Source organism: bacterium SCSIO 12696 (assembly GCA_024397955.1).
In the GTDB taxonomy this organism is placed as follows: domain Bacteria; phylum Pseudomonadota; class Gammaproteobacteria; order Pseudomonadales; family Porticoccaceae; genus SCSIO-12696.
The window spans coordinates 1,119,084-1,144,261 of record CP073744.1; the positions used below are offsets into that span (position 1 = coordinate 1,119,084).

The 25,178-nt window shown below is 52.2% G+C and carries 24 protein-coding genes and 1 tRNA gene; 9 read left to right on the forward strand and 16 right to left on the reverse strand.

Going from position 1 to position 25,178, the window contains the following annotated elements; translation table 11 throughout:
- Positions 1–39: 39 nt before the first annotated feature.
- A complete protein-coding gene (locus KFE80_05145; protein ID UTW46274.1) occupies positions 40–1,500 on the forward strand; it encodes a YdiU family protein in 1,461 nt (486 codons plus the stop codon).
- Here the strand turns inward: KFE80_05145 and KFE80_05150 are convergent.
- The 5 genes from KFE80_05150 to KFE80_05170 all read right to left on the reverse strand — a co-directional run bounded on the left by KFE80_05150 (position 1,484) and on the right by KFE80_05170 (position 5,349).
- Positions 1,484–2,551 carry an AI-2E family transporter gene (locus KFE80_05150; GenBank protein UTW46275.1) on the reverse strand — a complete coding sequence of 356 codons (1,068 nt, stop codon included), beginning with the start codon at positions 2,549–2,551 and terminating at the stop codon, positions 1,484–1,486. The genes KFE80_05145 and KFE80_05150 overlap by 17 nt on opposite strands.
- A gap of 68 nt (positions 2,552–2,619) precedes the next feature.
- Entirely contained in the window at positions 2,620–2,958 is a 339-nt protein-coding gene (locus KFE80_05155; protein UTW46276.1) for a hypothetical protein, read from the reverse strand.
- A gap of 36 nt (positions 2,959–2,994) precedes the next feature.
- Entirely contained in the window at positions 2,995–4,092 is a 1,098-nt protein-coding gene (locus KFE80_05160) for a lipid A deacylase LpxR family protein (GenBank protein UTW46277.1), read from the reverse strand.
- Between the two features lie 95 nt (positions 4,093–4,187).
- The gene (locus tag KFE80_05165; GenBank protein ID UTW46278.1) at positions 4,188–4,772 is read right to left on the reverse strand and encodes a TetR family transcriptional regulator C-terminal domain-containing protein; all 585 of its coding nucleotides are present in this window, start codon (positions 4,770–4,772) and stop codon (positions 4,188–4,190) included.
- A 70-nt stretch (positions 4,773–4,842) separates the two neighbouring features.
- Positions 4,843–5,349, reverse strand: coding sequence for an MOSC domain-containing protein (locus tag KFE80_05170; protein ID UTW46279.1), 507 nt, complete (start codon positions 5,347–5,349; stop codon positions 4,843–4,845).
- A gap of 80 nt (positions 5,350–5,429) precedes the next feature.
- On the opposite strand from KFE80_05170, the gene KFE80_05175 reads away from it, so the two are divergent.
- From KFE80_05175 to KFE80_05185, 3 genes are read left to right on the forward strand one after another with little or no spacing between them, the layout of a single operon-like run.
- Complete coding sequence (locus KFE80_05175) at positions 5,430–5,867, forward strand: YHS domain protein (protein ID UTW46280.1); 438 nt, start codon at positions 5,430–5,432, stop codon at positions 5,865–5,867.
- Between the two features lie 37 nt (positions 5,868–5,904).
- Positions 5,905–6,300: a hypothetical protein gene (locus KFE80_05180; protein UTW46281.1), complete on the forward strand. Its 396-nt coding sequence runs from the start codon at positions 5,905–5,907 to the stop codon at positions 6,298–6,300.
- Positions 6,293–7,129 carry a hypothetical protein gene (locus KFE80_05185; protein ID UTW46282.1) on the forward strand — a complete coding sequence of 279 codons (837 nt, stop codon included), beginning with the start codon at positions 6,293–6,295 and terminating at the stop codon, positions 7,127–7,129. The genes KFE80_05180 and KFE80_05185 overlap by 8 nt, the downstream gene beginning before the upstream one ends.
- Positions 7,130–7,305: 176 nt before the next feature.
- On the opposite strand, the gene KFE80_05190 is transcribed toward KFE80_05185, so the two are convergent.
- Positions 7,306–7,740, reverse strand: coding sequence for an HIT domain-containing protein (locus KFE80_05190; protein UTW46283.1), 435 nt, complete (start codon positions 7,738–7,740; stop codon positions 7,306–7,308).
- Between the two features lie 70 nt (positions 7,741–7,810).
- Between KFE80_05190 and KFE80_05195 the strand changes: the two genes are divergently transcribed.
- Both KFE80_05195 and KFE80_05200 read left to right on the forward strand, forming a co-directional pair.
- The gene (locus KFE80_05195) at positions 7,811–9,547 is read left to right on the forward strand and encodes a proline--tRNA ligase (GenBank protein UTW46284.1); all 1,737 of its coding nucleotides are present in this window, start codon (positions 7,811–7,813) and stop codon (positions 9,545–9,547) included.
- Entirely contained in the window at positions 9,534–10,109 is a 576-nt protein-coding gene (locus KFE80_05200) for a lytic transglycosylase domain-containing protein (protein ID UTW46285.1), read from the forward strand. Before KFE80_05195 ends, KFE80_05200 begins: the two co-directional genes overlap by 14 nt.
- Positions 10,110–10,190: 81 nt before the next feature.
- Here the strand turns inward: KFE80_05200 and KFE80_05205 are convergent, their stop codons facing one another.
- The 6 genes from KFE80_05205 to queA form a co-directional block, all read right to left on the reverse strand.
- Positions 10,191–10,556 (reverse strand): VOC family protein, encoded by a 366-nt coding sequence (locus KFE80_05205; protein UTW46286.1) that lies wholly within the window; start codon positions 10,554–10,556, stop codon positions 10,191–10,193.
- A gap of 328 nt (positions 10,557–10,884) precedes the next feature.
- Complete coding sequence (locus tag KFE80_05210) at positions 10,885–13,698, reverse strand: DUF748 domain-containing protein (GenBank protein ID UTW46287.1); 2,814 nt, start codon at positions 13,696–13,698, stop codon at positions 10,885–10,887.
- 124 nt (positions 13,699–13,822) lie between these two features.
- Positions 13,823–14,800 (reverse strand): protein translocase subunit SecF, encoded by a 978-nt coding sequence (gene secF / locus KFE80_05215; GenBank protein ID UTW46288.1) that lies wholly within the window; start codon positions 14,798–14,800, stop codon positions 13,823–13,825.
- Positions 14,801–14,810: 10 nt separating this feature from the next.
- The gene (secD, locus tag KFE80_05220; GenBank protein ID UTW46289.1) at positions 14,811–16,667 is read right to left on the reverse strand and encodes a protein translocase subunit SecD; all 1,857 of its coding nucleotides are present in this window, start codon (positions 16,665–16,667) and stop codon (positions 14,811–14,813) included.
- A gap of 95 nt (positions 16,668–16,762) precedes the next feature.
- Complete coding sequence (gene tgt / locus KFE80_05225; protein ID UTW46638.1) at positions 16,763–17,902, reverse strand: tRNA guanosine(34) transglycosylase Tgt; 1,140 nt, start codon at positions 17,900–17,902, stop codon at positions 16,763–16,765.
- Positions 17,903–18,026: 124 nt separating this feature from the next.
- Complete coding sequence (gene queA / locus KFE80_05230; protein ID UTW46639.1) at positions 18,027–19,097, reverse strand: tRNA preQ1(34) S-adenosylmethionine ribosyltransferase-isomerase QueA; 1,071 nt, start codon at positions 19,095–19,097, stop codon at positions 18,027–18,029.
- A gap of 97 nt (positions 19,098–19,194) precedes the next feature.
- On the opposite strand from queA, the gene KFE80_05235 reads away from it, so the two are divergent.
- Positions 19,195–19,281, forward strand: a tRNA-Leu gene (locus KFE80_05235).
- Positions 19,282–19,398: 117 nt separating this feature from the next.
- On the opposite strand, the gene KFE80_05240 is transcribed toward KFE80_05235, so the two are convergent.
- A complete protein-coding gene (locus KFE80_05240; GenBank protein UTW46290.1) occupies positions 19,399–19,950 on the reverse strand; it encodes a hypothetical protein in 552 nt (183 codons plus the stop codon).
- A gap of 225 nt (positions 19,951–20,175) precedes the next feature.
- Here KFE80_05240 and KFE80_05245 point away from each other — a divergent pair, with 225 nt between their 5' ends.
- Both KFE80_05245 and KFE80_05250 read left to right on the forward strand, forming a co-directional pair.
- A complete protein-coding gene (locus KFE80_05245; protein ID UTW46291.1) occupies positions 20,176–21,210 on the forward strand; it encodes a GTP-binding protein in 1,035 nt (344 codons plus the stop codon).
- Positions 21,211–21,251: 41 nt separating this feature from the next.
- On the forward strand, positions 21,252–21,593 hold the full coding sequence (locus tag KFE80_05250) for a hypothetical protein (GenBank protein UTW46292.1): 342 nt from the start codon (positions 21,252–21,254) through the stop codon (positions 21,591–21,593).
- Positions 21,594–21,641: 48 nt separating this feature from the next.
- Here the strand turns inward: KFE80_05250 and KFE80_05255 are convergent, their stop codons facing one another.
- The 3 genes from KFE80_05255 to KFE80_05265 form a co-directional block, all read right to left on the reverse strand.
- A complete protein-coding gene (locus tag KFE80_05255; protein ID UTW46293.1) occupies positions 21,642–22,013 on the reverse strand; it encodes an SgcJ/EcaC family oxidoreductase in 372 nt (123 codons plus the stop codon).
- Positions 22,014–22,087: 74 nt separating this feature from the next.
- Complete coding sequence (locus KFE80_05260; GenBank protein UTW46294.1) at positions 22,088–22,765, reverse strand: DUF1826 domain-containing protein; 678 nt, start codon at positions 22,763–22,765, stop codon at positions 22,088–22,090.
- A gap of 285 nt (positions 22,766–23,050) precedes the next feature.
- The gene (locus KFE80_05265) at positions 23,051–25,087 is read right to left on the reverse strand and encodes a PhoX family phosphatase (GenBank protein UTW46295.1); all 2,037 of its coding nucleotides are present in this window, start codon (positions 25,085–25,087) and stop codon (positions 23,051–23,053) included.
- Positions 25,088–25,178 lie beyond the last annotated feature (91 nt).

Consider the following 25,178-nt stretch of genomic DNA (forward strand, 5'->3'; position numbering starts at 1 on the left):
ACCAAATCATTGCTAACAATCTGGGGCTACAATAGCCCCATGAGTGTTTTCCCAAGCAAATGCATCCATCAGCCCATAGAGCAATTGGGCAGCCGCTTTTATTCTCCGGTCACCCCCAGCGGTTTGAGCGAGCCAGTATTGGTTCATACCTCGCCACCTGCTGCTGCACTGATTGGACTTGCCAACCAAGCTACCACTAGCGATGACTTTCTGACACTCGCCAGCGGCAACGGCCATTTCGATGGCTATTCACCATTGGCTATGGTCTACAGCGGCCACCAGTTCGGCAGCTATGTGCCTCGCCTGGGGGATGGGCGAGCGATGACATTGGCTACCATTACTGGCCCCAACGGCGAATGGGATTTGCAACTGAAAGGCGCGGGCCAGACCCCCTACTCCCGTTTCGGCGACGGCCGCGCTGTGCTGCGCTCCACCATCCGCGAATACCTGTGTAGCGAAGCCATGCATGGCCTGAGCATTGCCACCACCCGTGGCCTATCCATCACCACCGGCAGCAACAAAGTACAGCGGGAAACCGTCGAACCTGCAGCGGTACTGATCCGCCTGGCGCGCAGTAATATTCGCTTTGGCAGCTTTGAATACTTTCACTACAACGGTGAGCACCAACAGGTGAAACAGCTCGCCGATTTTGTCATAGAACGCCACTATCCAGATTGGCAAGATAGTGAAGACAAATATTATCGATTGTTCAAACGAGCGGTTGTCGCAACCGCTGAGCTTATTGCTCATTGGCAAGCAGTGGGTTTCGCCCACGGTGTTATGAACACAGACAATATGTCCATTCTCGGCGACACCCTGGACTATGGGCCGTTTGGCTTCCTGGACACTTATCAGCCAGATTTTATTTGCAATCACTCTGATGAAACCGGCCGCTACGCCTTTAACCGCCAACCGGGAATTGGTTTATGGAATTGCAACGCGTTAGCGCACGCCCTATCAAGCCTGGTGAAATCTGAGCAACTTAAACAGGCACTGCAGCACTACGAACCCACTTTTCTCGATACCTTCTTTGGCTTGATGAGCGGCAAGTTGGGTTTGGAAAACAAACAGCCGAGTGACGGCCAGTTAATAGACGATTTATTGCAGCTAATGGCAGATAATCAAGTGGATTACACCGGGTTTTTCCGTCAACTTTGCGGATTTGGTGGCGACAGTGATAACCAGAAAATAGCCCAGCTATTTAACGACCCCGAGGATTTTTTAACTTGGTCAAAACGTTATAAAGCTCGCTTACAGCAAGATTCAGTAGACCCGCAAAAGCGCCGCACCGCGATGCTGCGCAGCAACCCCAAATATGTGTTGCGCAATTACTTGGCGGAAATAGCGATTCGACAGGCAGAGGATCGCAACGACTACTCGGAAATAGACGGTTTACTCAGGGTGCTTTCGGCGCCTTACGAGGAGCACCCGGAATTAGAAAAGTACGCAGCCCCACCACCCGAATGGGCCAGCGGGATTAGCGTCAGCTGTTCTTCGTAGCTTCAGGCAAGTTCTGACTTTCCTCACCGGCACCCAGCATCAACCCAAGCCAACGGGTTGATTCGTTATTTTCCAGAGCGATTTTTACCATGATGGTCAATGGGATAGATAGCAACATACCGACCATACCCAGTGCCCAGCCCCAGAACACCAATGACAAAAATACCACCAACGCTGACAGATTCAGGCCCTTACCCATCACCCGGGGCTCAATGCCATTGCCAACAATAGTATTGATGGCGAGATAGCCCACTGCTGTCCACAACGCGGGTAGCGGCCCCAGTTGCACCAGTGCCAGCAAAGTCGGTGGCAAAGCTGCCAGAATAGAGCCCACTGTAGGCACAAAGTTGAGCAGAAACGCAAGCATCGCCCACATAACCGCGTAGTCCACACCTACAACCAACAACAGGATGTAAGCGAGCAAGCCGGTGCCCAGGCTGATCAGGGTTTTCAAACCCATGTAGTTGTTAACCACCTTGCTAAAGCGTTCCAAAGCTTCCAGTGCCGCGGTACTGCCACCACGGGCATGCACCAATTTGGCGGCAAAACCCGCTTCCTCAGCTAGAATAAAGATCACCGTCAGCAAAATCATAAACGCGTTGGCCATCGTGTCGCTAAAGCCAGCCACGACATTGCCCGCCATTTTCATAGCCACACTGGGGTTAATCACTTCTTTCAACTGCTGGGGGTCGGCATTCACCCCCATACCCACCAGCCACTCCACCAGCCCGGAAGACATCTCTTGGAGGCGCGCCTGATATTGGGGCAAGTCGTTATTGAAATCCCTTACAGCACCGCCGACAACGGCACCCACGGCAATACCTGCCAAAACCACAGAAAGGATGATTAATGAGATGGCAACGCCGGACGGCACTTTGCGTTCGCGAAGCCAACTGAGTAGCGGAGAGCACAGCATGGCGATAAATACAGAGAGCAGGAATGGTACCAGCAGGGATGCCGCCTGCTTCATCCCCGCAACCACAATCACAAAAGCCGCACCCAGCAGCAAAAAACGAGCAACCGGTGAAAACTGTTCGTTGTGCACACCCATGAATATCCCCAAAACCGCAATCACATTTTGGGTGCAGTGTAGACGAGTCGTTGAATTGCCAAAAGGCCTTATTCGCGAAGACTGTCGAGGATGGCCGCGATTTCTGCCAGGCCCTGCTCTGTGAATAACATGCCCGTACCGCCGATATATTCTGTTTCCGTCAATTCGGCACAGCGCTGGCGCACGGCTTCCAGCTTGGTGTCATGCTGAATAGGCACACCAATAAACACATCCCAATCACTATCAGTAGCGGTTCCGGCGATCACCATCTGCAACAGGGTCACCACATTGCTGAGCTGAACCCGATAGACCGGGGTGCCCACGCGAACAAATACCCACAAGGTCACTGCAATAAACAACAGGGTGAATAGCAAGGTCAGCACATAGCCCACTGTGATTTGCCTCAAGCAAAACCAAGAGTGTAAACCACCAATGCATGACACTTAAAAAGCTTTACTAAAGGTGACGCCTCCCCACAACAGGTGACGATCGCCCAGGCCCTGTTTCAATTCCGATGATTGGCCGCGAACCATATAACTGATGCGATACCCCCCATCAAATGCCAGAGTGTATCCCGCCCAGGCTTCAACCAGGAGATGATTCACTTCACCACTGCTGTAACTGACTTCACTGTCGCGAAACTGGCCCTGCAACAGGGCGTTGTAAGCCCGGGCCTTTACTGCAGCGCCAAACCAAAAATAACGTTCTGCCTGGGTACTTACGGCTATTTCACTGCTCTGTTGGCCATAACTGGCCAAGTGGGGATTAAAAGACCACCAGGGACTGTGAATCTCTCCCGCTCGCACATTAAAGCTCCAGGCCACTTCAGATAAATAGCCCACCGACCCTTGTACAGCGGTTTTGACTTCCAGCCGGTCATTGTCCAGTTGCCAGTTATTCTGGCGCGATACTGCGTAGCGCGCGGTTAACTCGCCACCATCGGATATCTGGTTATTCCAACCATTGGCTTCATCACCACCCAATAAGTCATGAAGCTGGTTTTGTACGCTGCCCACCAACGGCAAACCCAACACACCCAGGGTCAGGCTGCTGTCCCAGGCAACTTCATTGTCGGCATCAATTTGCTGACGAACGCTGCTGAGATAAACCAGGCTACTGTAAGGCCGCTCGCCCTCAATAGGCTCAGCGGTTGTAATGTCTTCCGGAGTAAACGCAAACACACCGGTTTCCAGGGTAACCCGCTCCAGCCCACTATCAGCCCGATTGCTGACGCCAAATCCACGATCCAGCCAGTTCAACGCTCGATAAGGCGAGTACCACTTACTTCGTGCCCCAGCGCCAGATAACACCAAATTAAAGCCATAGGTGTAATCACGATCGTTGGTGCCGGGAACCAAGATGTCGTTATCGAAAGAAATCGCCCACTTGCTCCAGGTAGGTTCTTGGCTAGCACTATCGCCAGCTGCCTGTACAGGTGTATCGGTAATGTAGGTGTTGGGAGAGTTGGCCGCCTCAGCACTGGCGACTGTGGGTAAGACAAAAAACGAGGAAAACAACAGGCACTGCAGTGAACTTCTCATGGTCGCTTATCCAGTTGTAGACAATTATTTCAATATACGACCGGTCGTCTTATTTTTAGTTCAAAGAAAAACCTTCAAGTTGTCCTCATCAAACCTTAAGGCTGCAATAAGCGGGGATAGGTGCCCAGAAAAATATCCATGGGCTGACTGTTTTTGGTGGCTTTCATACGCACTAATGCGCCCTGCCAGGCGTTGAATACGAATTCCGCCAGCAATTCAGTATCTGCGTTCTCAGGCAAATCACCACGTTCCTTGGCCTCTTCCATCACCGTAGCCAACTGGCGAGTGTTGGTTTGCAGCACTTCTCTAACCGCGAGGCGAATGGCTTCACTGCTGTCAGCCATTTCCTGGCAAATATTGCCGAGGAAGCAGCCTATGCGGAAGTCGTTATCACATACTTCCTGAACATGGTGCACAAAGTAGTTACGCAAGCGACTCAACGGTGGCTGCTGCCGGTCACCCAGAATTTTGCTGTTAATCTGCTGGTCTTCAGCAGCCGCGCTTTGCAAAGCCTCTACGGCAAAGACTTCTTTGCTGTCAAAATAGTTGTAGAAAGACCCTTTGGGAACCCCAGCGGCGTCAACAATATCCCGTACACTGGTGCCATTAAAGCCCTGGCTCTTCATCACCGCCATACCGGCGGCCAGAATATGGTCTTTTTTCGACGCTCGCTTGCTCATCAATGCTTCTCGGTGCCCTTGTACTCTAAGAATATGTGACCGGTCATCTCCAATGTCAAGAGCTCTGATGTCAAGCAATATGCTCTTTCAGCAGCACCACTGAGTCACCAACTGCGATTTCACCACTGGTCACTACCCGAGCACAGAGCCCGCCGTGGCCAAACATAGCGGCAAAGCCTCCCGGGCCCAACGCTTCTTCCATACGGCTGCAAGGGTGGCAATGCGCGGTACCCTCAAATTCGGCATCGCCAATTCGAAAACGGCGGTGGCGCAACACCAATAGATTAATACCCGATACCACCATATTGCGTCGCAGTAGCTGTGCTGGAATGGGGTCACGCCCTAATATGGAGGCCATTGCCTGAATGTGTTCCTGGGCAATCAAGGTCACCTGGCGACCAGAACCCGGTGTTTTCAGGCAGCGATGATCCCCTTGCAAGCCCAAGTCCTGCAAGGCAGTAACACGCTCAACCACGGTCATTTCAGCTCGCCGTTGTGGTCGCAGGCCGATCCAACGCAAAGTGCCTGGCTGAACCGCTTCGCTGTAGCGCAGCAATAAACCGTGAGGGTTTGCCATAATAATATCCAATTAAAACACTGGAACTTCCGCACCGCTGTGCAGCCCAAGTCCCATCGTAAATTTAGAGGTAATAGACCATGAAAATAAAGGTTTTGTTTCTGTCACTACTATTAGTGGCACCATTTAGCCACGCAGTGGAAGAAATCAATACCGGTTTTTGGGGCAATACTGCCATCAAAGGCTATGACCCCGTGGCTTACTTTACCGAGAACCGCGCGGTGAAAGGCAGCAAAAAATTCCAGCATCAATGGAAAGGGGCTAACTGGCGCTTTAGCAATGAACAAAACCGAGATCTGTTTGCTGCCAACCCAGATAAATACGCCCCTCAGTACGGCGGTTACTGTGCCTACGCCGTGGCAAAAAACGATACCGCTGGCATCGACCCTGACCAATTTACAATCCTCGATGGCAAACTGTATCTCAACTACAACAAATCCATTAATGACAAATGGTTAAAAGATCGCGACAATTTCATTGAAGAGGCCGATAAACACTGGCCGGGATTGATCGACTAATACTACTGAAAAATAAGCCCCACAAAGAGTCCACTGCGTGATAAACCGGCTACCTACTTCACTGCGCCTTCTGCTGCCCGCCTTAGCCGCCTTTCTCGGCTACGGCGGCTGGACACTTTACGTCAACAGCGACGGCGACCCCATGTCAGCAATGAGCTACGCGCTTTGCTACGGCGGCTACAGTTTTGTAATGACACTGGTCACCAGCGGTCTGCTGGAAATTTTGTACCGGCGTTTTTACTCTTATCCCAAAGGGGGTCTGTTTGCAGCAGCCATCACTTGTCTGCTGCTCTACGCAGGGGCCTGGGGTATCAACTACGCTGCGGGCACCCCTAATATTTTACTGACTATTCTTCCGGGGGCTGCCTTTAGTACGTTGTTTGTCGTCTCTTATGTCGCCGGCCTCGCCAAAATTACCCGTGCCCGTGGCTAAGAGTCGTCTGCTATTGATTGTTGCCTTACTACTGCTGGTTGGCGGCTGTACCACTAAAATTGCTTACAACTACGCGCATTGGTGGGCCAACTGGGCGGTGGATGATTACATCGACCTCGATCAGGATCAGAAAGCATTTTTTAAAAAGGAATTTCGCCAACTGCACCGCTGGCATCGCCAGACCCAACTGCCCCTCTATGTGGATTTTCTGCAGCGTTTAAGAACCGAGCTGTCAGAACCGGAAATCACTCCAGAGTTAATTCACCAGCAAGCCTTGGCAACGCAGCAGCTGATGGAAAACAGCAAGCAGCGGGCCAATACCCCACTGGCAGAATTGCTGGTTTCACTGTCTTCAGAGCAATCAGATAAGCTCCTTGTCACCCTGAAAAAAGAAACTCAAAAGTATCTTAAAAAGAATACCTTCAAGAGCGATAAGAAACGCTTTAAAGCCCGGCAGAAGTCCATGGAACGGTTTACCAAAAAATGGCTTGGCCCGCTTTCAAAACAACAGAAGCAACGAATTAGCAGCTGGGTGACAGACGTCAGACCTATGGCAGAGCTGGACGCCAACCAACAGACCCTCTGGCAGGAAAAATTTGCCGTTGCCTTAGCCAGCGGCCAACAAAGTGACATCAAACAATTTCTGGATGATTATTTACTGGACGATGAAAGCCTGTGGACACCGGAGTATCGCCAACACACGGAACACAACCGAAAGATTACCCGGGAATTGTTGGCGGATTTGCTCAACAGCCGCAGTGACAAACAGAAGCGTCATCTGGATAAGAAATTAAAGCGTTTGATAAAAGATTTTCAGGAATTGCAGTAGTACAAAGACGATAAACACAGTAACAAAATATGAAGAGTTAATCGTTCGGCACATGGATGTGCCGACGCCGATACAATCGGCGCGAGCCCAATAAAATCAAGAGGTTCCACGCAACATCGCCAGATTTTATTGGGCGACAATTATTTATGTGAGGGATCACATAAGTAATTGCCAGGTTAAGAGTCAGCGACAACAAAGTCGGTATCCGCCAAGCCTTCACGAACCAAAGCCAAACGCTCAGCCAACTCATCGGTATCGTAGGCCACCGCAGGAATAGCACCCCAAACCGGAGCGGGCCAACAAGGATCGCCTTGATAGCGAACAATATGATGAAAGTGCAATTGCGGCACCATATTGCCAATAGTGGCCAAATTAAGCTTATCCGCTTCCAGCACCCTTTCTAACAGCGATGACAACTGGCAGGATTCCACCATCAGCTGCTGCCGGTCTGCCTCATCCAACTGATGAATTTCAGTGAGATCCGCCCGCTGTGGTACCAGAATAAACCACGGGTAATTGGCGTCTTTGTGCAACAGTAGCAGCGATAGCGGGAAGCGCCCCACCACAATAGTGTCTTTCTGCAATTGCCGATGTAATCTAAATGCTGCCATCACTGTACCCCCATCAGTCAGATACGTAGAATACGCCTTTTTTACGACAAGTTTTAGGACAAATCATAGAATGCGCGCCACCCGTTTCCTGATCGCTACCCAAAAAGAAAGCCCCGCCGACGCCGAGATTATTAGTCACAAATTGATGTTGCGCGCCGGCATGACCCGCAAGCTGGCTTCTGGCCTGTACAACTGGCTGCCCCTGGGCCTGCGGGTGCTGCGCAAAGTGGAAAATATTGTACGTGAAGAAATGGATCGCGCCGGCGCTCAAGAGCTGCTGATGCCAGTGGTTCAGCCCGCCGAACTGTGGCAAGAATCTGGCCGTTGGCAGCAGTACGGGCCGGAGCTACTGCGCATCAATGACCGCCACCAGCGGGATTTCTGCCTGGGCCCCACTCACGAGGAAGTCATTACCGACCTGATTCGCCACGAGATTCACAGCTACAAACAGCTGCCGGCCAACTTTTACCAAATCCAGACCAAATTTCGCGACGAGATTCGCCCTCGGTTTGGCATTATGCGCGCCCGCGAATTTCTAATGAAAGATGCCTATTCGTTCCACACCTCTCAGGAGTCACTGCAAGGCACCTATGACGACATGCACCGCGCCTACTGCGCGATCTTCGAGCGCTTAGGTTTGGACTACCGCCCAGTACTGGCAGATACCGGCTCTATCGGCGGCAGCTTTTCCCATGAATTTCATGTGCTGGCCCAGTCCGGTGAAGACGCCATCGCCTTTAGCAGCGGCAGCGATTACGCGGCCAATGTAGAAAAAGCGGAAGCATTGGCGCCGCAAGGCGAACGCCCAGCCCCCACTCAAGAGTTAGAAAAAGTGCACACTCCGGGTGCTTATACCATCAGCGCGGTGAGTGAACTCCTTGGCAAGGAACAACAGCAAAGTATCAAAACCCTGATTGTTTTGGGTGAAGAAGACGATAGCGATGAAGACCGCAACCAGCCTCTGGTGGCATTGGTGCTGCGAGGTGACCACGAACTCAACGAATTGAAAGCGGAGAAATTGTCCGGGGTTGCCGCGCCATTGACCTTTGCTCCAGAAGAGCGCATCAAAGCCGAATTGGGCTGTAGCGTAGGCTCGCTGGGGCCGGTTAAATTGGCGATTAACACCATCGTTGACCGGGATGCCGCGCAACTGGCGGACTTTGTCTGTGGTGCCAACGAAGACGACTATCACCTCACTGGCGTCAACTGGGAAAGAGACTGCTCCATCGGCGATGTCGCCGATATTCGCAATGTAGTGGCTGGCGATGCCAGCCCCGACGGCAACGGTGTGCTGGAAATCAAGCGAGGCATTGAGGTTGGCCATATTTTCCAGTTGGGCAGCAAATACTCCGAAGCCATGAACGCCAAAGTGCTGGATGAAAACGGCAAGGAAAAAGTCATGACCATGGGTTGCTACGGCATTGGCGTCAGCCGCATCGTCGCCTCTGCCATTGAGCAAAACCACGACGACAATGGCATTATCTGGCCGGACGCATTAGCTCCGTTCCAGATTGCTCTGGTGCCCATCAACATGAATAAATCGGACACGGTAAAAGAAACCTGCGAAAAACTGTACGCTGATCTCAGTGCCGCCGGCTACGACGTGTTATTTATGGATGAACCCAAAGCGCGCCTCGGTGCCATGCTCGCGGATACCGAACTGATGGGCCTGCCCCACCGCTTGGTAGTCGGTGATCGCGGCCTGAAGAATGGCACTGTGGAATACAAAAACCGTCGCGCTGAAAACAGCGAAGATATCGCCTTGGGCGAGGTTTTAGAATTTATCAACAACAATGTGGCCAAGTAAAAAACAACATTCACTATCACTGTTTCTACTGGCCTGCTCGCTGTGGGCAGGCCTTGCGGTTGCCAATCAACCGCCGGAACAGGAGCTGGTAGACCTGCTGCGCCAAGCCGCCGCAGACAGTACCGGGTTTGAAGACAAATACGACGCCCACGTGTGGCTGGCAAGCAAAAACGGTCCGTTAAAGCGATTTATCAAAGACGAAAAAAAGCGTCTGGAGTTGTTGAAAAAAATTCACCGAGAGGCAAATCGCGCCGGAGTTCACGCCGAAATTGTATTGGCGGTTATCGAGATTGAGAGCGGCTTTGATCGCTACGCGATTTCCCATGCCGGTGCTCGGGGTATGATGCAAGTGATGCCTTTTTGGAAAAAAGAAATTGGCCGGGAAGACGACAATCTATTCAATGCCGATACCAACCTGCGCTATGGTTGTACCATTCTCAAGTACTACCTGGACAAGGAAGACGGCCGCGTCGCCGAAGCCCTCGCTCGCTATAACGGCAGCTACGGCACGTATAAATACGCGGGCAAAGTATTGGACGCGTGGTCGCGGTACTGGAAGTAACGAGCAGGAAATAAAAGACTGGAAAAAAGGAATATAGCCCGGGCAACACTCAGTGGAACCCAGGCTACCTGTTAAAGCGGCTTACTCAACCTCGTGGCAAACCACTTCTATATTGTGCCCGTCCGGGCCAATCACAAAGGCACTGTAGTAACTGGGGTGGTAATTCTCGCGAATATCCGGGCTGCCGTTATCCAGGCCGCCAGCAGCCAGTGCAGCCTCGTAAAACCCATTTACCTGGGAACGGGTTTCAGCGCGAAAGCTGATGCTCATCGGCCGCTGGGAGAGATCTTGCTGGCCAAACCAGATTTCTGGTTTTCCCTCCGCACCGTAACCGGCCCAACCTTCTACTTCCATCACCAGAGCGATACCCAACGGCTCCAAAGCCTGGCTAAAAAATGCCTTGGTGTTGTCCAGATCGGTCACTGTCAGGCTGATATGGTCAATCATACTATTACCCTTACTGTCTTCATTTGTTATAGGTTTTGAACTAGGGTCTGTTGACGCTCCATATCCACCTCTGCTGAGAGCGATTTTTGCGCTCAACAAGGCGTAAAGAGTGCCGTGTAGTCATTCTACATCAGCGATTTACAACGCAGTGGAGAGCAAAAATAGCCTCAGCCCTACGGGTTGGGGCTGAAAAGGCGCCCCTCGTTGTTGCTCGTCGCTCATTTGGAATGACCAAACCACACTCCTCGCGCCTAGATGGACACCTTTTCAGCCTCCAACAGTGGCGGATATGGAGCGTCAACAGACCCTAAATGTAACAACCAATGAATCAAATATCGAGCACCACTTGCGACCCTTTTGAGGATTTTTCGGTCACTTCTTTTCGGCCAATACGCGCTTCCGAAACACCAAGGGCAATCAGCTGGGCAACCACCGCCTGAGCGCGTTCAGAAGCCAATGCCAACAGGGCTTGGGTATCAACGGCCTGGCGCTCAACCAGCTCGTTATAAAGTTCGCTGGAAGGGCGTTCCGCCACCGGGCGATCACTCAACAACTGCCGGTACAACCTGACCACACCAGCCTCCCAAGACTCATCGCGATCATCGAGAGATTGCTGAGCAACTCCCGCTTCCAGCAACCGGTTGTCCAGCTGTTGCTGCTGCAAATACTGGGTGTCTCTGCCTTCATCGTACTGCCCGGCAATCGTCAATTTGAGCCCTGGCCGTTTTGCCAAAGCCTCTGCCAGCATTTGCACTTTGCCTTGGGACAGTTCGCTCAACGCTACCGCACCCGGTGCAAAGGGAATGCGTTGCAAGTCGTCTTGGCTACCCACCAGGCTACCCAACAATTTAAAGGGAGAAGCCACGGTTTTGATGATTAGATTCTGAAAAGCTGACCACACCACAGAACTGAGGGTAAACGACGGATCACTGAGGTCGCCGCTCACCGGCACACTCATGGAGATCACTCCATTGACGTCTTTTAGCAGAGTAATCGCAGCCCCTAATGGCAGGCTGACGGCATCGGGGCTATCGACCTTTTGCCCCAGGGAGAGCTGCTCAATACGCACCTTGTTTCTGCCTTTGAGGCGATTGTCCTCAACCTGATAGGTCAGGTTGAGTTGCAATTGCCCCTGGTCGATGGCACGGCCCACGTAAGTACCGCTATAAGCACTGAGGCTAGGCATCTCCAGGGCGTCAAATTCAAACGCCAGATCGAGATTGATCCCCGGTTCCGTCGGCCCCAGTGTGCCGCTAAGAGCAATGGGAGCGTACTCATCCACCAACCCTTTAATATCTACTTTGGCAGGCTGGTCGCCGCGGGAATCAAAACTGGTGATGGTGCCAGAGAGCTGATCCAGCCGTGTCGCGAACGGCGACACCAGGCTGGCGTCGGAGAACGCAATCTGGGTGCGATCGAGAATCACCTCTTTTACGACCAGTGACCAGGGCTCACCGTCTGTCTCTGCTTTATCGCTTGAGGCTTGCGGCTGATCCTCACTGGCCAAAAAGCGCTGCACATTACTGCTGCCCTCGCCATCAATGGCGACTTCAGCAGCGAGCTGACCCAACGTCACTTTATCGATGGAAGCCTGCTGTCGAGCAATGCCAATGTCGATGCCTTCCATGGAAAACTGTTGCCAACCCACCAGCTGGCCACCATCGGCAACCACGGACAACTCATTCACCTGACTGCGGCCGGCCATCGAAGACAACTGGCCATCAAAGTTCAACTGAAACTCCGCATCCAGATTACCGCTGGCAATCTCGCCGTTTACCCGGTTGGCCAATATCGGGTTGATGCTCGGCAGCGGCAACCGCAAACCCACCTGTAACTGGCCACTAAGGGATTGAGGAGCCAACGCTCCAGCCACAGACAGGCTACCCTCGCCGTTCAAGGTGCTGCTCAGCTGCAAGTTCATAGCGCCCTGCTCTGGCCAACTGATATTTTCAACCGTTAGCGACAAATCTTGTAAGCCCACAGACTCTTCACCCAAGGTTTCCGCGCGCCAAAATAACTGACCATCGACCATGGCGAAGCGATTGATGGTCAACTGCCAGGGAGCCGCATCGGCGTCTTGCTGAAGTTCGGGTTCGGGCTCTGGGCTGCCACCCTGTGACGGGCCAGCAAACAACTCAACCAATGGCAGTGTTGTGGTGCCCTCCTCGACCCGGTGGCCACTTTCCAACTCGAAATCCTGCCACTGGATATCGCCAATGGCCGCTGTACGATTTTTACTATTGGCAGAAACACCACTAACAGACAGGCGTTGCCAAGCCACCGTATTGGGTAAATCCGGGTCTGGATTTAACGGCTCAATATCCATATCCGCCAGTTCCACACTGCTGTTTGCCAGCTCAAACTGAAAGCCCTTCTGCCAACCCAGCCGATAGTCGAGAACGCTACTAAGTGCGCCTTCTTTTAGGCGGAATGCCAACTGCGGCGACAACAACTCCCACAGTGGCCGTAAGTTGAGGTCGTCGATTTGCAAACGACCACTGGCTTGCTGAGTATGCAAAGACAGTTCACCGGCAATAGCAATGGAGCCACCACCGCGGCTATCCAGTGAAAGCTGATAGCTGGAAGCGGCTTCGCCGCCCACAGAAAAGCCACTGCTTCTCAATTCAAGGTCGTTCAGTTGATGGCGAAATGGTCGCTCCCGACTCAAGTCGCTGTGGGCCAAACGTTTGGCGGTGATGTCGATATTGGCAATATGCACTGCTGGTGCAGGGCCAGCGGGCTCTGTGGTTTCAGTGGCAGGCAGGCTGTCGCGATAGCGCAAAACATCTGCAAAGCTGTAAGCACCATCGGATAGCAGCCGCAAATGGCCTTGCAACCCCTGTAGCGACAGCGCATCAAAACGGTAGCCGGAACGAAACAAGGTACCCAACAGGGAAAAGTCCACTGCCAGTTCATCAAACCCCAATAACAACTCACCGTCCGGGTCCTGAATTGCCAATTCTTCCAACCCCAGCTCCAGGGTCAGAGGGTTAAACCAGCTACCCCCCAGTTGCAGCTCGCGGCCGGTTTCCTGTAAGTGGATTTTCTTTAATTGCCAATTGAGCAGCGGCGGCAAGGCCAACGTAGCCAACAGCAAATAGGCGAGAGCAATATAGAGAAAAATGCGGAAGGCTTTGCGCACGAGACGGCCCTTTTTACTGGAGAAGTAAGGGCGCTAATCATAGCATTGAAAAGTGGGGTGACTATGAGCCTGTAAAAATCCGTCATCGCGAATACAACATGGCTCGCGATGACGGTAATTGTTGCTACGGCAGGTCATCCACCAGTTCACCCTCTTTCTGCGAGGGCATCAGGTCTTCGCGGTCGATGTGCATGGCCAGCAGGATATTGGCGGCCACATAAATAGATGAGTAGGTACCCACCAGTACACCGACCATCAGGGCGATGGAGAAATTGTGAATCATCTCGCCGCCCACAAAGAACAGGGCTGCCAACACCAGCAAGGTGGTTAAGGAGGTAATTAAAGTACGGCCCAATGTCTGGGTAAGGGACTCATTAATCACATCCACCGGCGACGCTTTGCGCAGCAGGCGAAAGTTCTCACGAATCCGGTCAGAGACCACAATGGTGTCATTCAGCGAGTAACCAATCACCGCCAGTACCGCGGCCAATACTGTGAGGTCAAACTCCAGCTTAAAGACGGAGAAAAAGCCCAGCACAATCACCACATCGTGAATCAAGGCGGCCACTGCACCCAGAGAGAATTTAAACTGGAAGCGAATCGCCACGTAGATCATCACAATGGCCAGTGCCGCCAGCATGCCAATGCCACCGTCGTCGCGCAGTTCTTCACCAATGACCGAACCGATGACCTGAAATTGTTTGATTTCCAGTTGATCACCATCGGCACGCAGAGTTTCTTCCACGTAATCATTCACGGTTTTGGGCTTTTCCGTCACCGGGTCGATGGGCAGCGCCGCCGCATTTTCCTGCATGCGGATAATCACTTCGGTTTCCGAGCCGTAATACTGAACCACCGGGCTAAAGCCAGCATCGCTCAGCTGGCCGCGAATTTTCTCCAGGTCGGCGGTTTGCTCATAACCCACTTCCACCTGTACACCACCGGTAAAGTCCAAACCGGCCTGGATGCCATTGATGGTCAGCGACACAATAGAGCCAATAACCAGCAGCAACGATAACAGGGTCGCCTTGCGGCGCTGGCCCATAAAGTTAATCACTTTGTCCAGGCGCGGGGCGTTTTCTTGTTCGTGTTGTTCACTCATCGGAACACCTTTAAATAAAGAGTTTTTTCACTTTCGGGCGGCTGCCGTAAATCAGGTTTACCAAGGCACGAGTGCCCATAATGGAGGTAAACATGGAGGTAACAATGCCGATAGACAAAGTAACCGCAAAGCCTTTCACCGGGCCGGAGCCAATCAGGAACAGGATCAGCGCCACAATCAAGGTGGTGATGTTGGCATCAAAAATGGACACAAAAGCGCGGTCGTAGCCTGCAGAAATCGCCTGTTGCGGCGACAGCCCGTTTTTCAGTTCCTCTTTGATGCGCGAGAAAATCAGCACATTGGCATCCACCGCCATGCCCACAGTGAGCACGATACCGGCAATACCGGGCAAGGTCAGAATGGCACCAAACAATGACATGGCGGCTACCAGAATCACCAGGTTCATGGCCAGTGCGATATTGGCCACAATGCCAAACACCTTGTAGAACACCAGCATAAACAACAGTACCAATGCCAAGCCCAGCTGTACCGAGGTCACCCCCAGTTTGATGTTCTCGGCACCGAGTGACGGGCCAATAGTGCGACTTTCTACAATTACCATGGGCGCTGCCAAAGCACCGGCGCGCAACAGCAATGCCAACTCACGGGCTTCCTGCAAACTATCGAGACCAGTAATCTGGAAGCTCTTGCCAAACACCCCGCGAATAACAGCCTTGCTGATGATTTCTTTGGTTTCGGTGGTTTCGATAACGTCGATTTCGTTACCGTCCGCATCCCGACTCTTTACAATTTTGGAATTTTGTTCCACAAACAGGATGGCCATGGGGTGGCCAACATTCTTGAGGGTGGTCGCCCCCATCGCCGCACCACCTTCGGTATTGAGGCGAATACTGACCATGGGGCCACCGTTTTCATCGAGGCCTGAAGTCGCATCAATCACCGCTTCACCGGTGGTGATTGGGCTGCGTTCCAGAGTGGCATTGCGGCCGGGCTCACTTTTGAAAGGGTAAGTCTGGCCACTGCCGCGAGCTTCGAGACGGAATTCCAGAGTAGCGGTTTTGTTGATAATGCGCTGGGCTTCGGCGGTGTCCTGAATACCGGGCAGCTGCACCATAATGCGATCTTTACCCTGGCGCTGAACAATGGGTTCCGACACCCCCAGCTCGTTGACTCGCTTGCGCAGGGATTGCAGGTTCTGCTTTACCCAGCTGTCGACGCGCTCTTTCACCCAGCTGTCACTGGCTTGCAAACGCAGCAGGTATAAACCATCCTGCTCTTCTTCCACCCGGTTCTCCGGGAACGCAAATGCGCGAAATTCGCTGGAACGCACCAGCTGTTTGAGTTTACTGCGAGTTTCTTCATCGCGACTGGTGGCGGTGATGCTCTCGGGGCTATCCATGGTGATACGCACACCGCGAATCTGCTCCTCACGCAGCTTTTCCTTGAGGCTGGAAATCTGGGTTTCTACCTCTTGTTGCAGGCGGTCACTGGTGTCCACTTGCAGCAAGAAATGAATACCACCGCTCAAGTCCAAACCCAATTTCATCGGTTCGCCACCGAGGTTGGCCAACCACTCCGGCGTGTTGGAGGCGCGGTTCAGTGCAGCGATGTACTCATCGCCCAAGGCGTTCTTAATCACATCCCTGGCCGCCAGCTGCTCATCGTCCTGTTGCAGGCGCAATAGCACATTGCGCTCGTTGACCTCACCGCCCAGAGTGGTAATACCGGCATCGCTCAAAGCGGCTTCAGCACGATCCAGGATCGACTGATCCATGGTCATATTGCTTTTCTGGCCGGATATCTGAATCGCCGGGTCTGGCGGGTAAAGATTGGGCAGGGAGTAAAGAATACCGAGTCCGGCAATCACCAGGATCAGCAAGTACTTCCAAAATGGGTAGCGGTTCATTTTTCTTCCTGTGTAAAAGCCAGTTGCCATGTGCACATGGCACGATGACAACGGGCCTTAAAGACAAAGCGCCGAATTATAGTGCAAGGTGCGGGCTATTGGTGGCTTTTCAAGGGCTGCTGATGATTATCTGGGCGCCCGTAGCCGGTAGTGGCGTAAAAATCATCCACAAAGGCGTCCAATTCGCCCGCAGCAATGGCGTCCCTTAACCCCTGCATCAGGGTTTGGTAGTAGTGAATGTTATGGATAGTGGCCAATTGCGGCCCCAAAATTTCCCCACACTTGTCCAAATGGTGCATATAGCTGCGACTGAAATTTTGGCAGGTATAGCAATCGCAGTTAGGGTCAATGGGGCCGGTATCGGTTTTGTTTTTGGCGTTGCGAATTTTCAACACACCCTGGCTGGTAAAGTAGTGGCCATTGCGAGCATTGCGGGTGGGCATCACACAGTCGAACATATCCACACCCCGGCGCACCGCTTCGACAATGTCCTGGGGTTTGCCCACCCCCATCAAGTAACGGGGTTTATGTTCCGGCATATGGGCCGTAAGGCCATCCAGCACCTTTAGCATCTCGTCTTTGGGCTCGCCAACCGACAAACCACCGATGGCGTAACCGTCGAAGTCGATTTTGGTCAGGCCATCCAGTGACTGCTGACGCAAGTCGTTGTACATACCGCCCTGGATAATGCCAAACAAGGCCGACGGGCTGTCACCATGGGCCTGTTTACTGCGCTGAGCCCAGCGCAATGACAACTCCATGGAATCGCGGGCCTCCTTTTCCGTCGCTGGGTACGGAGTGCACTCGTCAAAAATCATCACGATATCTGAGCCCAGCTCCCGCTGTACCTGAATGGACTTTTCCGGGTCGAGAAAAATTTTGTCGCCGTTGACCGGAGACTGAAAGGTCACCCCCTCCTCGGTAATCTTGCGCAGCTTGCCCAGGCTAAACACCTGAAAACCGCCGGAATCCGTCAGAATTGGCTTCCGCCATTGCATAAAGTCGTGGAGGTCGCCGTGCTGCTGCACCACTTCGGTACCGGGACGCAACATCAAGTGAAAGGTATTGCCCAACACAATTTGCGCGCCAGTGGCCTCGATGTCCCGGGGCAGCATGCCTTTAACGGTGCCATAGGTGCCTACGGGCATAAAAGCCGGGGTCTCTACCGTGCCGCGAGGGAACTGCATACGGCCTCGGCGAGCCTGTCCGTCGCTGGTATCCAGCTCAAATTTCATAAAGCATTGGCGGGTCAAAATTTTTCTCCAATTATCCCTTAGCCCGGATGCAGCTCAGCGAAACACGGGGCCGCATTTGTAGCCACCGTTCTCCCGGGTTCCGCTACGCTACATCCAGGCTACTCTATATATCTTCTTTTGGCGCATCCGGGTTACGGGTAATCAACATCGCATCCCCATAACTAAAAAACCGATATTGTTGTGCCACCGCCTGTTGATAGGCATTCATGGTATGGCGATACCCGGCAAACGCGCTGACCAGCATAATCAAGGTGGATTCCGGTAAGTGGAAATTGGTCAGCAGTGCGTCTACTACCCGGTACTCATACCCTGGATAGATAAAAATATCGGTATCGCCACTGTAGGGCTCAATGGCACCGCTGGAGGGCTCAATGGCACCGCTGGCCGCGGCTGACTCCAGGCAGCGGACACTGGTGGTGCCCACTGCAATCACTCTGCCACCCCGAGCCTTGGTATCGTGCACTTGCTGGCACACCTGCGCCGTCACCTCGACGACTTCCGCGTGCATATGATGGTCGGCAATATTATCCGCCCGCACCGGCTGGAAAGTGCCCGCCCCTACATGCAGGGTCACAAACGCCAGCTCAACCCCTTTGGCTTTGAGCTGCTGCAGTAATTCATCATCAAAGTGCAGCCCCGCCGTGGGTGCCGCGACCGCACCGGGGGTTTGCGCATACACAGTCTGGTAGCGCTCGCGATCGTCATGGGTATCGTCACGGTCGATATAGGGCGGCAGTGGCATATGGCCAATACTTTCCAGCACCTCAAGGGCGCTACTGTCACCAGTGAACTCCAATTCAAACAGCTCACCCTGACGGCCCAACATCTGCGCACTGGCATCACCATCAAACAACAACCGCGTACCTGGCTTTGGAGATTTGCTGGCGCGCACATGGGCCAGCAAACGGCGGTCGTCCAGCAGACGCTCCACCAGTACCTCTACCTTGCCACCACTCTCTTTATGGCCAAACAATCGTGCCGGAATCACTTTGGTGTTGTTAAACACCAGCAAGTCACCGGGGTTTAGCTGATCCACAATATCTGGGAACTGCCGGTGGGCCAATTCTCCGCTAACACCATCCAGGCACAACAGGCGGCTACCGCGTCTTTCGGCAGCGGGCTGACGGGCAATTAGCTCATCCGGCAAGTGGTAGTGAAACTGATCTCGGCGCATGGTACCGTCAGGTTGTAAAAAGGGCCGCAAGGGTAGCGGAAAGTGGCAATTTTTTCCATTGACGACACAAGTGCCGCTGCTATAATCCCCCGCCTGTGCCAGAGTGGTGAAATTGGTAGACACGACGGATTCAAAATCCGTTGCCTTCACGGGCGTGCCGGTTCAAGTCCGGCCTCTGGTACCACACATACGTCCAGCAACATCGAAGGACATACGAAGAAGACCCAGATATCAAAAACTTAACGATATTTGGGTCTTTTTTTTATGCCATGAATTCTTTGATATGCAAAAGGATGACTTTTTAATCCGCAGCATGATATTGCTTAACGTAAGTTTCAAAAGCCTCCCAAGCAAAGGATAAATCTGCAACTTGCCCGTCTTCGCTGACACCATCGGCAAGAAATTGAACCCACCCATCCTCAGCCTCGAACTCTATAGACAGTGAGCGGCGCGACAGGGGGGCACCGATCTCATTGACTTTTGACGTTTCAAAAAACAGCACTTCAATACCGGCAACTAGTTTGGTTTTAACACCCCAGTCTGGTGCCCAAGTTGCAAACTCGCTGCTTTGCCTCTTAATGTGCAGCGTAACCTCACGAATTTCTTGGGGCTCTTTTTGCAAACTGCCCAGGCTGGTTTGAACACAATCGTCCGGAAACCAATAAGATGGATCCCCATCTGTTGCGTACATCAGCCCAAATGAGCGTGCACAGATAGAAAAGGCCGATGGCAGACTTAAAACCATAGGCTCTGTCGGGTGAACCATGACACGCTTTTTTGTTGCTTGGTACATACCGAAACAAATAACCCCTATCACAGACGCCAAAAGAAGATATTTTTTATGCTTTTTCATGGAGGCCTTTATATTCCCAGTTTATCGTCGTGGACATTAGCAATGTTCTCGCAAGCGACGGTAAAGCATAGGCTCAAATATCGTTACCCACAAAGCACTTTTCTTTTGACCCTCAAATGATATAAAGTATCATTCACTGTTAAGCACACTGTTTTACCTCTCGAACAAGACCTACCTCAATACTCGGCAACACTTGTAGCAACAAGGCTACTTAAGACTTTATCGATGAACAGCCCCACACAAAGAATCACTGTCGTTCCCACCAACATCATTACTGGTTTTTTGGGCGTTGGAAAAACGTCAGCCATCATGCATCTGTTGAAGTCAAAACCAGACAATGAGCGCTGGGCAGTGTTGGTCAATGAATTTGGCGAAATAGGCGTTGATGGCAGCCTGTTTGAAGGCAAGCACAGTGAAGATCAAGAGGTGTATATCCGTGAGGTTCCTGGTGGCTGCATGTGCTGTACGGCGGGTCTGCCGATGCAGATTGCTCTCAACCAATTGCTCACCCGTGCAAAGCCACATCGTTTATTGATTGAACCCACCGGGCTTGGTCACCCTCTCGAAGTACTGGAAGCGTTAACCGCAGACCATTACCAGGATGTTCTTGCGATTCAAAAAATCATCACTCTGGTTGATGCGCGCAAACTAAATGATTCACGCTATACAGAGCACGCCACATTCAATCAACAAATTGCCATCGCCAACGTTATTGTGGGCAACAAACAAGATTTGTATCAGCCTGGGGATGAAGCGCAACTGAGAGCCTATGCCAAATCGACAGCGGCAAAAGGTGTGGAAATTATTTTCACGGAACAGGGCAAATTGTCCACCGATGTGCTGGATGGACTTATCCCTGTTTCCACAAAAGCTGGTCACCAACATCAACACCTTAAAGAACTCAGTAGCAGCACCCCAAGCGAGGACATCATACCCAGCGATGGGTTTATTAAGGCCGTCAATCAAGGAGAAGGTTTTCACAGTGTCGGTTGGCGTTTTGACCCTGCAAAAACTTTTTGTCGAGACAAGTTGGTTTTGTTTTTAAGCGGCATCGTTGCCGAAAGAGTAAAAGCCGTGTTTATCACCGAGAGTGGTGTGTACGGTTACAACCTGACCAACGATGCACTGACCGAAATTGAACTGAATGACTGCTTGGAAAGTCGCATCGAAATTATTGCCAGTGAGATTTCTGAGCAATGGGAAGAGCAGCTATTTGCCTGTATCGATGATTCGCAGGCACTTTCAGGTTCTGTCGTCTAGAATAAATAGGGAGCGTTCCAAAATACTCAGGAGGAATGGTTATGCCCTGTTCGAAAACGTCCTCACACCCAAAACACACCCACGGCCCAGATTGCGGCCACACTGCCATTCGCCACGGTGACCACACTGACTATCTTCACGATGGCCACCTGCACTACCCTCACGAAGACCACTACGACGAACACACCATCGAAGTCAGCGCAACTAATCCTGACAAGTGTGCTCCTGTGCACACCTGCGGTGACCATGTCCACGGCCCCGGTTGCGGTCATGAGGCAATTCCACACGGCGACCACATGGATTACATTGTCGATGGCCGCTTACACCATGTGCACAATGGGCATTGCGATGATCACGGGCCAGTAGAAGTGTTACGCAATTAATTCCCGAACTGATCATCCATGTAATCAGGGATGAATAAAACTCTGAATTTACTGTGATTCAGGCATTCTTGATGAATGATGCTCCACAATCATCCAGCGCTTACCGTTCCATCGATACACAAAACTGAACCGTGCCTGCGCAGTGGTAGCATTATTAAAGGTAAAGGTATAAACACCGGAATGGATGGCAATTTGACCAAACGTTCGCACATTCGATTCGTCAATTTTGCCTTTAGGGCCCATTTTAAGAAAATCCACAAAGTAATCCTGAATTTCTTTGTGATTGTGGCGCACCTTATCGGAAATAGTTGGGAGTAAAATAGCCTCAGCGTCATAAAAAGGGACTACTTTTTCCGGGTTGCCAGTTTGTAGCGCACTATTCCACTCATCAAACAGCAAAACAATTTCATTGTCACCCATGCACGACCCCCAGGTTTTATTTTAGTGTTTTCTTATTTTTCTGTTAGCGCTTAAAAAGCAGTCCGGGCAGGTGATCAGCCGATAAAGTCCAGCGTTAACAACAGTCGCCGTTGTTCGGATTTAATAGCGGGCGAACGGTGCACCAGGCCCGCATTTTCATTGCCTTCCCAAAGCTCACCTTTAAGTAAGGCGACGCTCCCTTGATTAAGCTGCTGGATATCGGTTGCCCGGTCGAACAACCCAGACTCTTCATCCGGTTTTCCCTGACTGCCAGCGCCTAACTTACTGCGATCCACAAAGTGGTGAGGAAGCCACTGAGTGGCGACACCCCTATAGGTGGTTACCAAACGGCAAGGCACTCGGTCTACGTGAAAGCGCGGGCACATAGCGCGATCAAGGGCAGTCAATCTCACCCCAGCCCGTTTGAGGTCAAACAGGCAGCAAAACATATCAACCAGTTGCGCGATATCTTCGCTGAGCGCCAGCGCCACCTCCGTGGCACCCAATGCCTCACTGACTGCTGCACAAGCACTTTGCGGCGCCACAGTTAGCGACGCTTGCAGGTTCGGATACTTTTCAAGAATGCAGTCAGCGGCTTGGGCCAGCTCATCGATAGCACCACGTTGCCAGATGACCATATTGGCATCGCTCTGATAAATATCAGCCAGCACTGTTGGCTCAACGCCCTCAATAGCACGGCGTGTCGCTACAACTGGAGCTGGGTCATTGTGTTGAATGGCAAGTGCGCTCATAAACGTTCTCTAAAAAGCGAAACAAACTTAGAAGTAAATAGGAAAGAGCCTGAAGAGCAGGATCTCAACTCACATAAGAGAATTATGATATAACATATCATAATTGCGATAAAGACGATTGGCGTTTACCCCGAAAGGCCCACCAGACACCCCCCCCCAGATTGAGGGGCCGTGTTGTGGAATAGGTTTGTAAGTAGAGGCTGTATGTAGGCCGCTACAGCTGGGAATTACCGAGGGATCACCGGAGTTTTAGAGTATCCGCATCAAGGAAGGAAACGACAGCGCTCAGCCGCCAATCTTCCCTCCTCCATGCTTCGTAATCACCACCACCGATGGCCGAGGCGGGTTTGTGGGGTCGAAATCAGGCCAACGAGTGCCGGGGTTGCTGTAAGTGGCGCCAGGCGTATCCCCGGGGTGCTGCACTGCCACAAAAAAAGTTTCCCCATCCGGCGTAAAACAGGGCCCACAAGCTTCCGCACCTCTTGGGCAACCAAAAAAGTGACGTGTTAACGCCCGCTGCTCTCCCGTGGTTTCGCAAGCCCAGACGCCGTCATGCACTGGCGCTTTGGCGCCTTCAGCGCTCAGGTTTTTGGGGAAGCCGTCGGTACTTACCCACATCCGCCCGGTTGGGTCAAAAGCAACGTTATCTGGGTTGGCAAACCAACCATCCTGGCTTACTTTGTGGTGGTAGCGGCCACGTTTTGAGCTGTCTGGGTGATCAGGGTCACCGGCGAGCAAAAACAGTTCCCACTGAAAGTGATTTGCCAAGTGATCCCGGCTGCCATCAATTCCCGGGGGCAGAATCTCTACAATTTGCCCCCAGCGATTGTCCGCGCGAGGGTTGGCCGGATCGGTATTTTCCAACGTGCGCGCACTGTTGTTGGTCAGCATGGCGTAGGTGCGCCCGGTCACCGGGTCGGTTTCAATATCTTCTGGGCGATCCATGGGGGTTGCCCCCAACAAGCGTGCCAGAAAACGGGCTTCAATCAGCGCCTCGCCCTGATCCTGGAGTTTGGTAAAGGCGGGAGACGCCCAGCCACTTTCCTGCAATTCAATTTTGATCCACTCGCCAACCCCATTGGGGTGAAATTTGGCGGCATACAACTCCCCTTCCGCCAACAAATCCAGGTTTGCCTGACGGTTGTTTTTGTCGTATTTGCCGGTGGAAACAAATTTAAAAATGCACTGATTTTTACCATCATCGCCCGAGTAAGCCACCACCGGCTTACCGTGTTCCGCGACGATAGTGGCACCTTCATGGCTAAAACGCCCCAGGGCGGTGCGCTTTTTGGGCATGGAATTGGGGTCGTAAGGATCCAGCTCCACCATCCAGCCAAAGCGGTTAAATTCTCTGGGCTCTTTTTCGATATTAAAACGATCGTGGTAATCCGCCCAACGGTAAAATGCCCGCTCACCTTTTATCTCTGGCACCTGGTTGGCCCGCTCTTCATCGGTAAGATCCGGGTCGTTGTTCACCACTTGGTAGTAGCCAGCGCCAAAGGTACCGTAATTGCGTCGCTCCCCTGGTGCCAGGCTGTCGGCGACCACCTGATCACCATCGAAGTAGCTCTGAAAGTTTTCTTCGGCAATCAAGATGGTGCCCCAAGGGGTAACACCCCCGGCGCAGTTGCCTAAAGTGCCATAGACCTTTCTCCCGGTGGGGTCGGCACTGGTTTGCAAACGCCGGTGGCCTGCAGCAGGGCCAGTCATTTCCATCTCGGTATGGGCGCTAATGCGACGGTTGTAGGGGCTGTCTTTAACTACCTGCCACTGGCCATCTACCTTTTTGATTTCGATGACAGAGTGGCCGTGGGCGGCCATTTCAATATCCACTTGCTCACGGCTGGCATGACGTTGGGTATCGCCTTTTTTAACACCGGGAAACATCAGGTGAGAAGAGGTGTACTCGTGGTTCACACACAGCAAACCGTGGTCACTGTTATTGGAACCCAGGGGCAGCGGCTGAAAACCGATAAAATCGTTGTTGTAGCCAAACTGCCGTAGCTGGCTGTCCGCATCCCGTATGCCACCGCTGAAGTTATCGGGAGCGTCGGCAAAAATCGGTTCGCCCCAGCGAATCAGTACATCGGCACTGTAGCCCTCTGCTACATGGTGAGTAGCATCGTAGCCGTGAGGCAACTCTTTAAACGCCAATGCCTCGCTTTTATTGCCATTACTACTGCCACAGCCACTAAGACCCAGTGTTACCGAGCTGCCGGCTACTGCAGCCGTAGTACTAGCAAGGCTTTTTAATGCACTGCGACGGGACAGGCGGCGATTGAGTACCGAATCAAAGGTATCGGAAAGTTGTTTATCACTCATGGTGGCTCACAGAAAATTTAGCCAAACAAAAACTATCTATTTAAAAAATAATCTTTTTGTTACACACAGACAAAGAAAAATTTTCACAGAT

What these genes read in the sequence shown, in the direction of transcription:
- KFE80_05260 (UTW46294.1), bottom strand. Translation starts at nt 22,765, where the DNA reads ATGAGCGCACTTGCCATTCAACACAATGACCCAGCTCCAGTTGTAGCG.
- KFE80_05265 (UTW46295.1), bottom strand. Translation starts at nt 25,087, where the DNA reads ATGAGTGATAAACAACTTTCCGATACCTTTGATTCGGTACTCAATCGC.
- secF (UTW46288.1), bottom strand. Translation starts at nt 14,800, where the DNA reads ATGAGTGAACAACACGAACAAGAAAACGCCCCGCGCCTGGACAAAGTG.
- tgt (UTW46638.1), bottom strand. Translation starts at nt 17,902, where the DNA reads ATGAAATTTGAGCTGGATACCAGCGACGGACAGGCTCGCCGAGGCCGT.
- KFE80_05250 (UTW46292.1), top strand. Translation starts at nt 21,252, where the DNA reads ATGCCCTGTTCGAAAACGTCCTCACACCCAAAACACACCCACGGCCCA.
- KFE80_05200 (UTW46285.1), top strand. Translation starts at nt 9,534, where the DNA reads ATGTGGCCAAGTAAAAAACAACATTCACTATCACTGTTTCTACTGGCC.
- KFE80_05190 (UTW46283.1), bottom strand. Translation starts at nt 7,740, where the DNA reads ATGGCAGCATTTAGATTACATCGGCAATTGCAGAAAGACACTATTGTG.
- KFE80_05245 (UTW46291.1), top strand. Translation starts at nt 20,176, where the DNA reads ATGAACAGCCCCACACAAAGAATCACTGTCGTTCCCACCAACATCATT.
- KFE80_05160 (UTW46277.1), bottom strand. Translation starts at nt 4,092, where the DNA reads ATGAGAAGTTCACTGCAGTGCCTGTTGTTTTCCTCGTTTTTTGTCTTA.
- secD (UTW46289.1), bottom strand. Translation starts at nt 16,667, where the DNA reads ATGAACCGCTACCCATTTTGGAAGTACTTGCTGATCCTGGTGATTGCC.
- KFE80_05175 (UTW46280.1), top strand. Translation starts at nt 5,430, where the DNA reads ATGAAAATAAAGGTTTTGTTTCTGTCACTACTATTAGTGGCACCATTT.
- KFE80_05145 (UTW46274.1), top strand. Translation starts at nt 40, where the DNA reads ATGAGTGTTTTCCCAAGCAAATGCATCCATCAGCCCATAGAGCAATTG.
- KFE80_05205 (UTW46286.1), bottom strand. Translation starts at nt 10,556, where the DNA reads ATGATTGACCATATCAGCCTGACAGTGACCGATCTGGACAACACCAAG.
- KFE80_05255 (UTW46293.1), bottom strand. Translation starts at nt 22,013, where the DNA reads ATGGGTGACAATGAAATTGTTTTGCTGTTTGATGAGTGGAATAGTGCG.
- KFE80_05150 (UTW46275.1), bottom strand. Translation starts at nt 2,551, where the DNA reads ATGGGTGTGCACAACGAACAGTTTTCACCGGTTGCTCGTTTTTTGCTG.
- KFE80_05170 (UTW46279.1), bottom strand. Translation starts at nt 5,349, where the DNA reads ATGGCAAACCCTCACGGTTTATTGCTGCGCTACAGCGAAGCGGTTCAG.
- KFE80_05240 (UTW46290.1), bottom strand. Translation starts at nt 19,950, where the DNA reads ATGAAAAAGCATAAAAAATATCTTCTTTTGGCGTCTGTGATAGGGGTT.
- KFE80_05165 (UTW46278.1), bottom strand. Translation starts at nt 4,772, where the DNA reads ATGAGCAAGCGAGCGTCGAAAAAAGACCATATTCTGGCCGCCGGTATG.
- queA (UTW46639.1), bottom strand. Translation starts at nt 19,097, where the DNA reads ATGCGCCGAGATCAGTTTCACTACCACTTGCCGGATGAGCTAATTGCC.
- KFE80_05195 (UTW46284.1), top strand. Translation starts at nt 7,811, where the DNA reads ATGCGCGCCACCCGTTTCCTGATCGCTACCCAAAAAGAAAGCCCCGCC.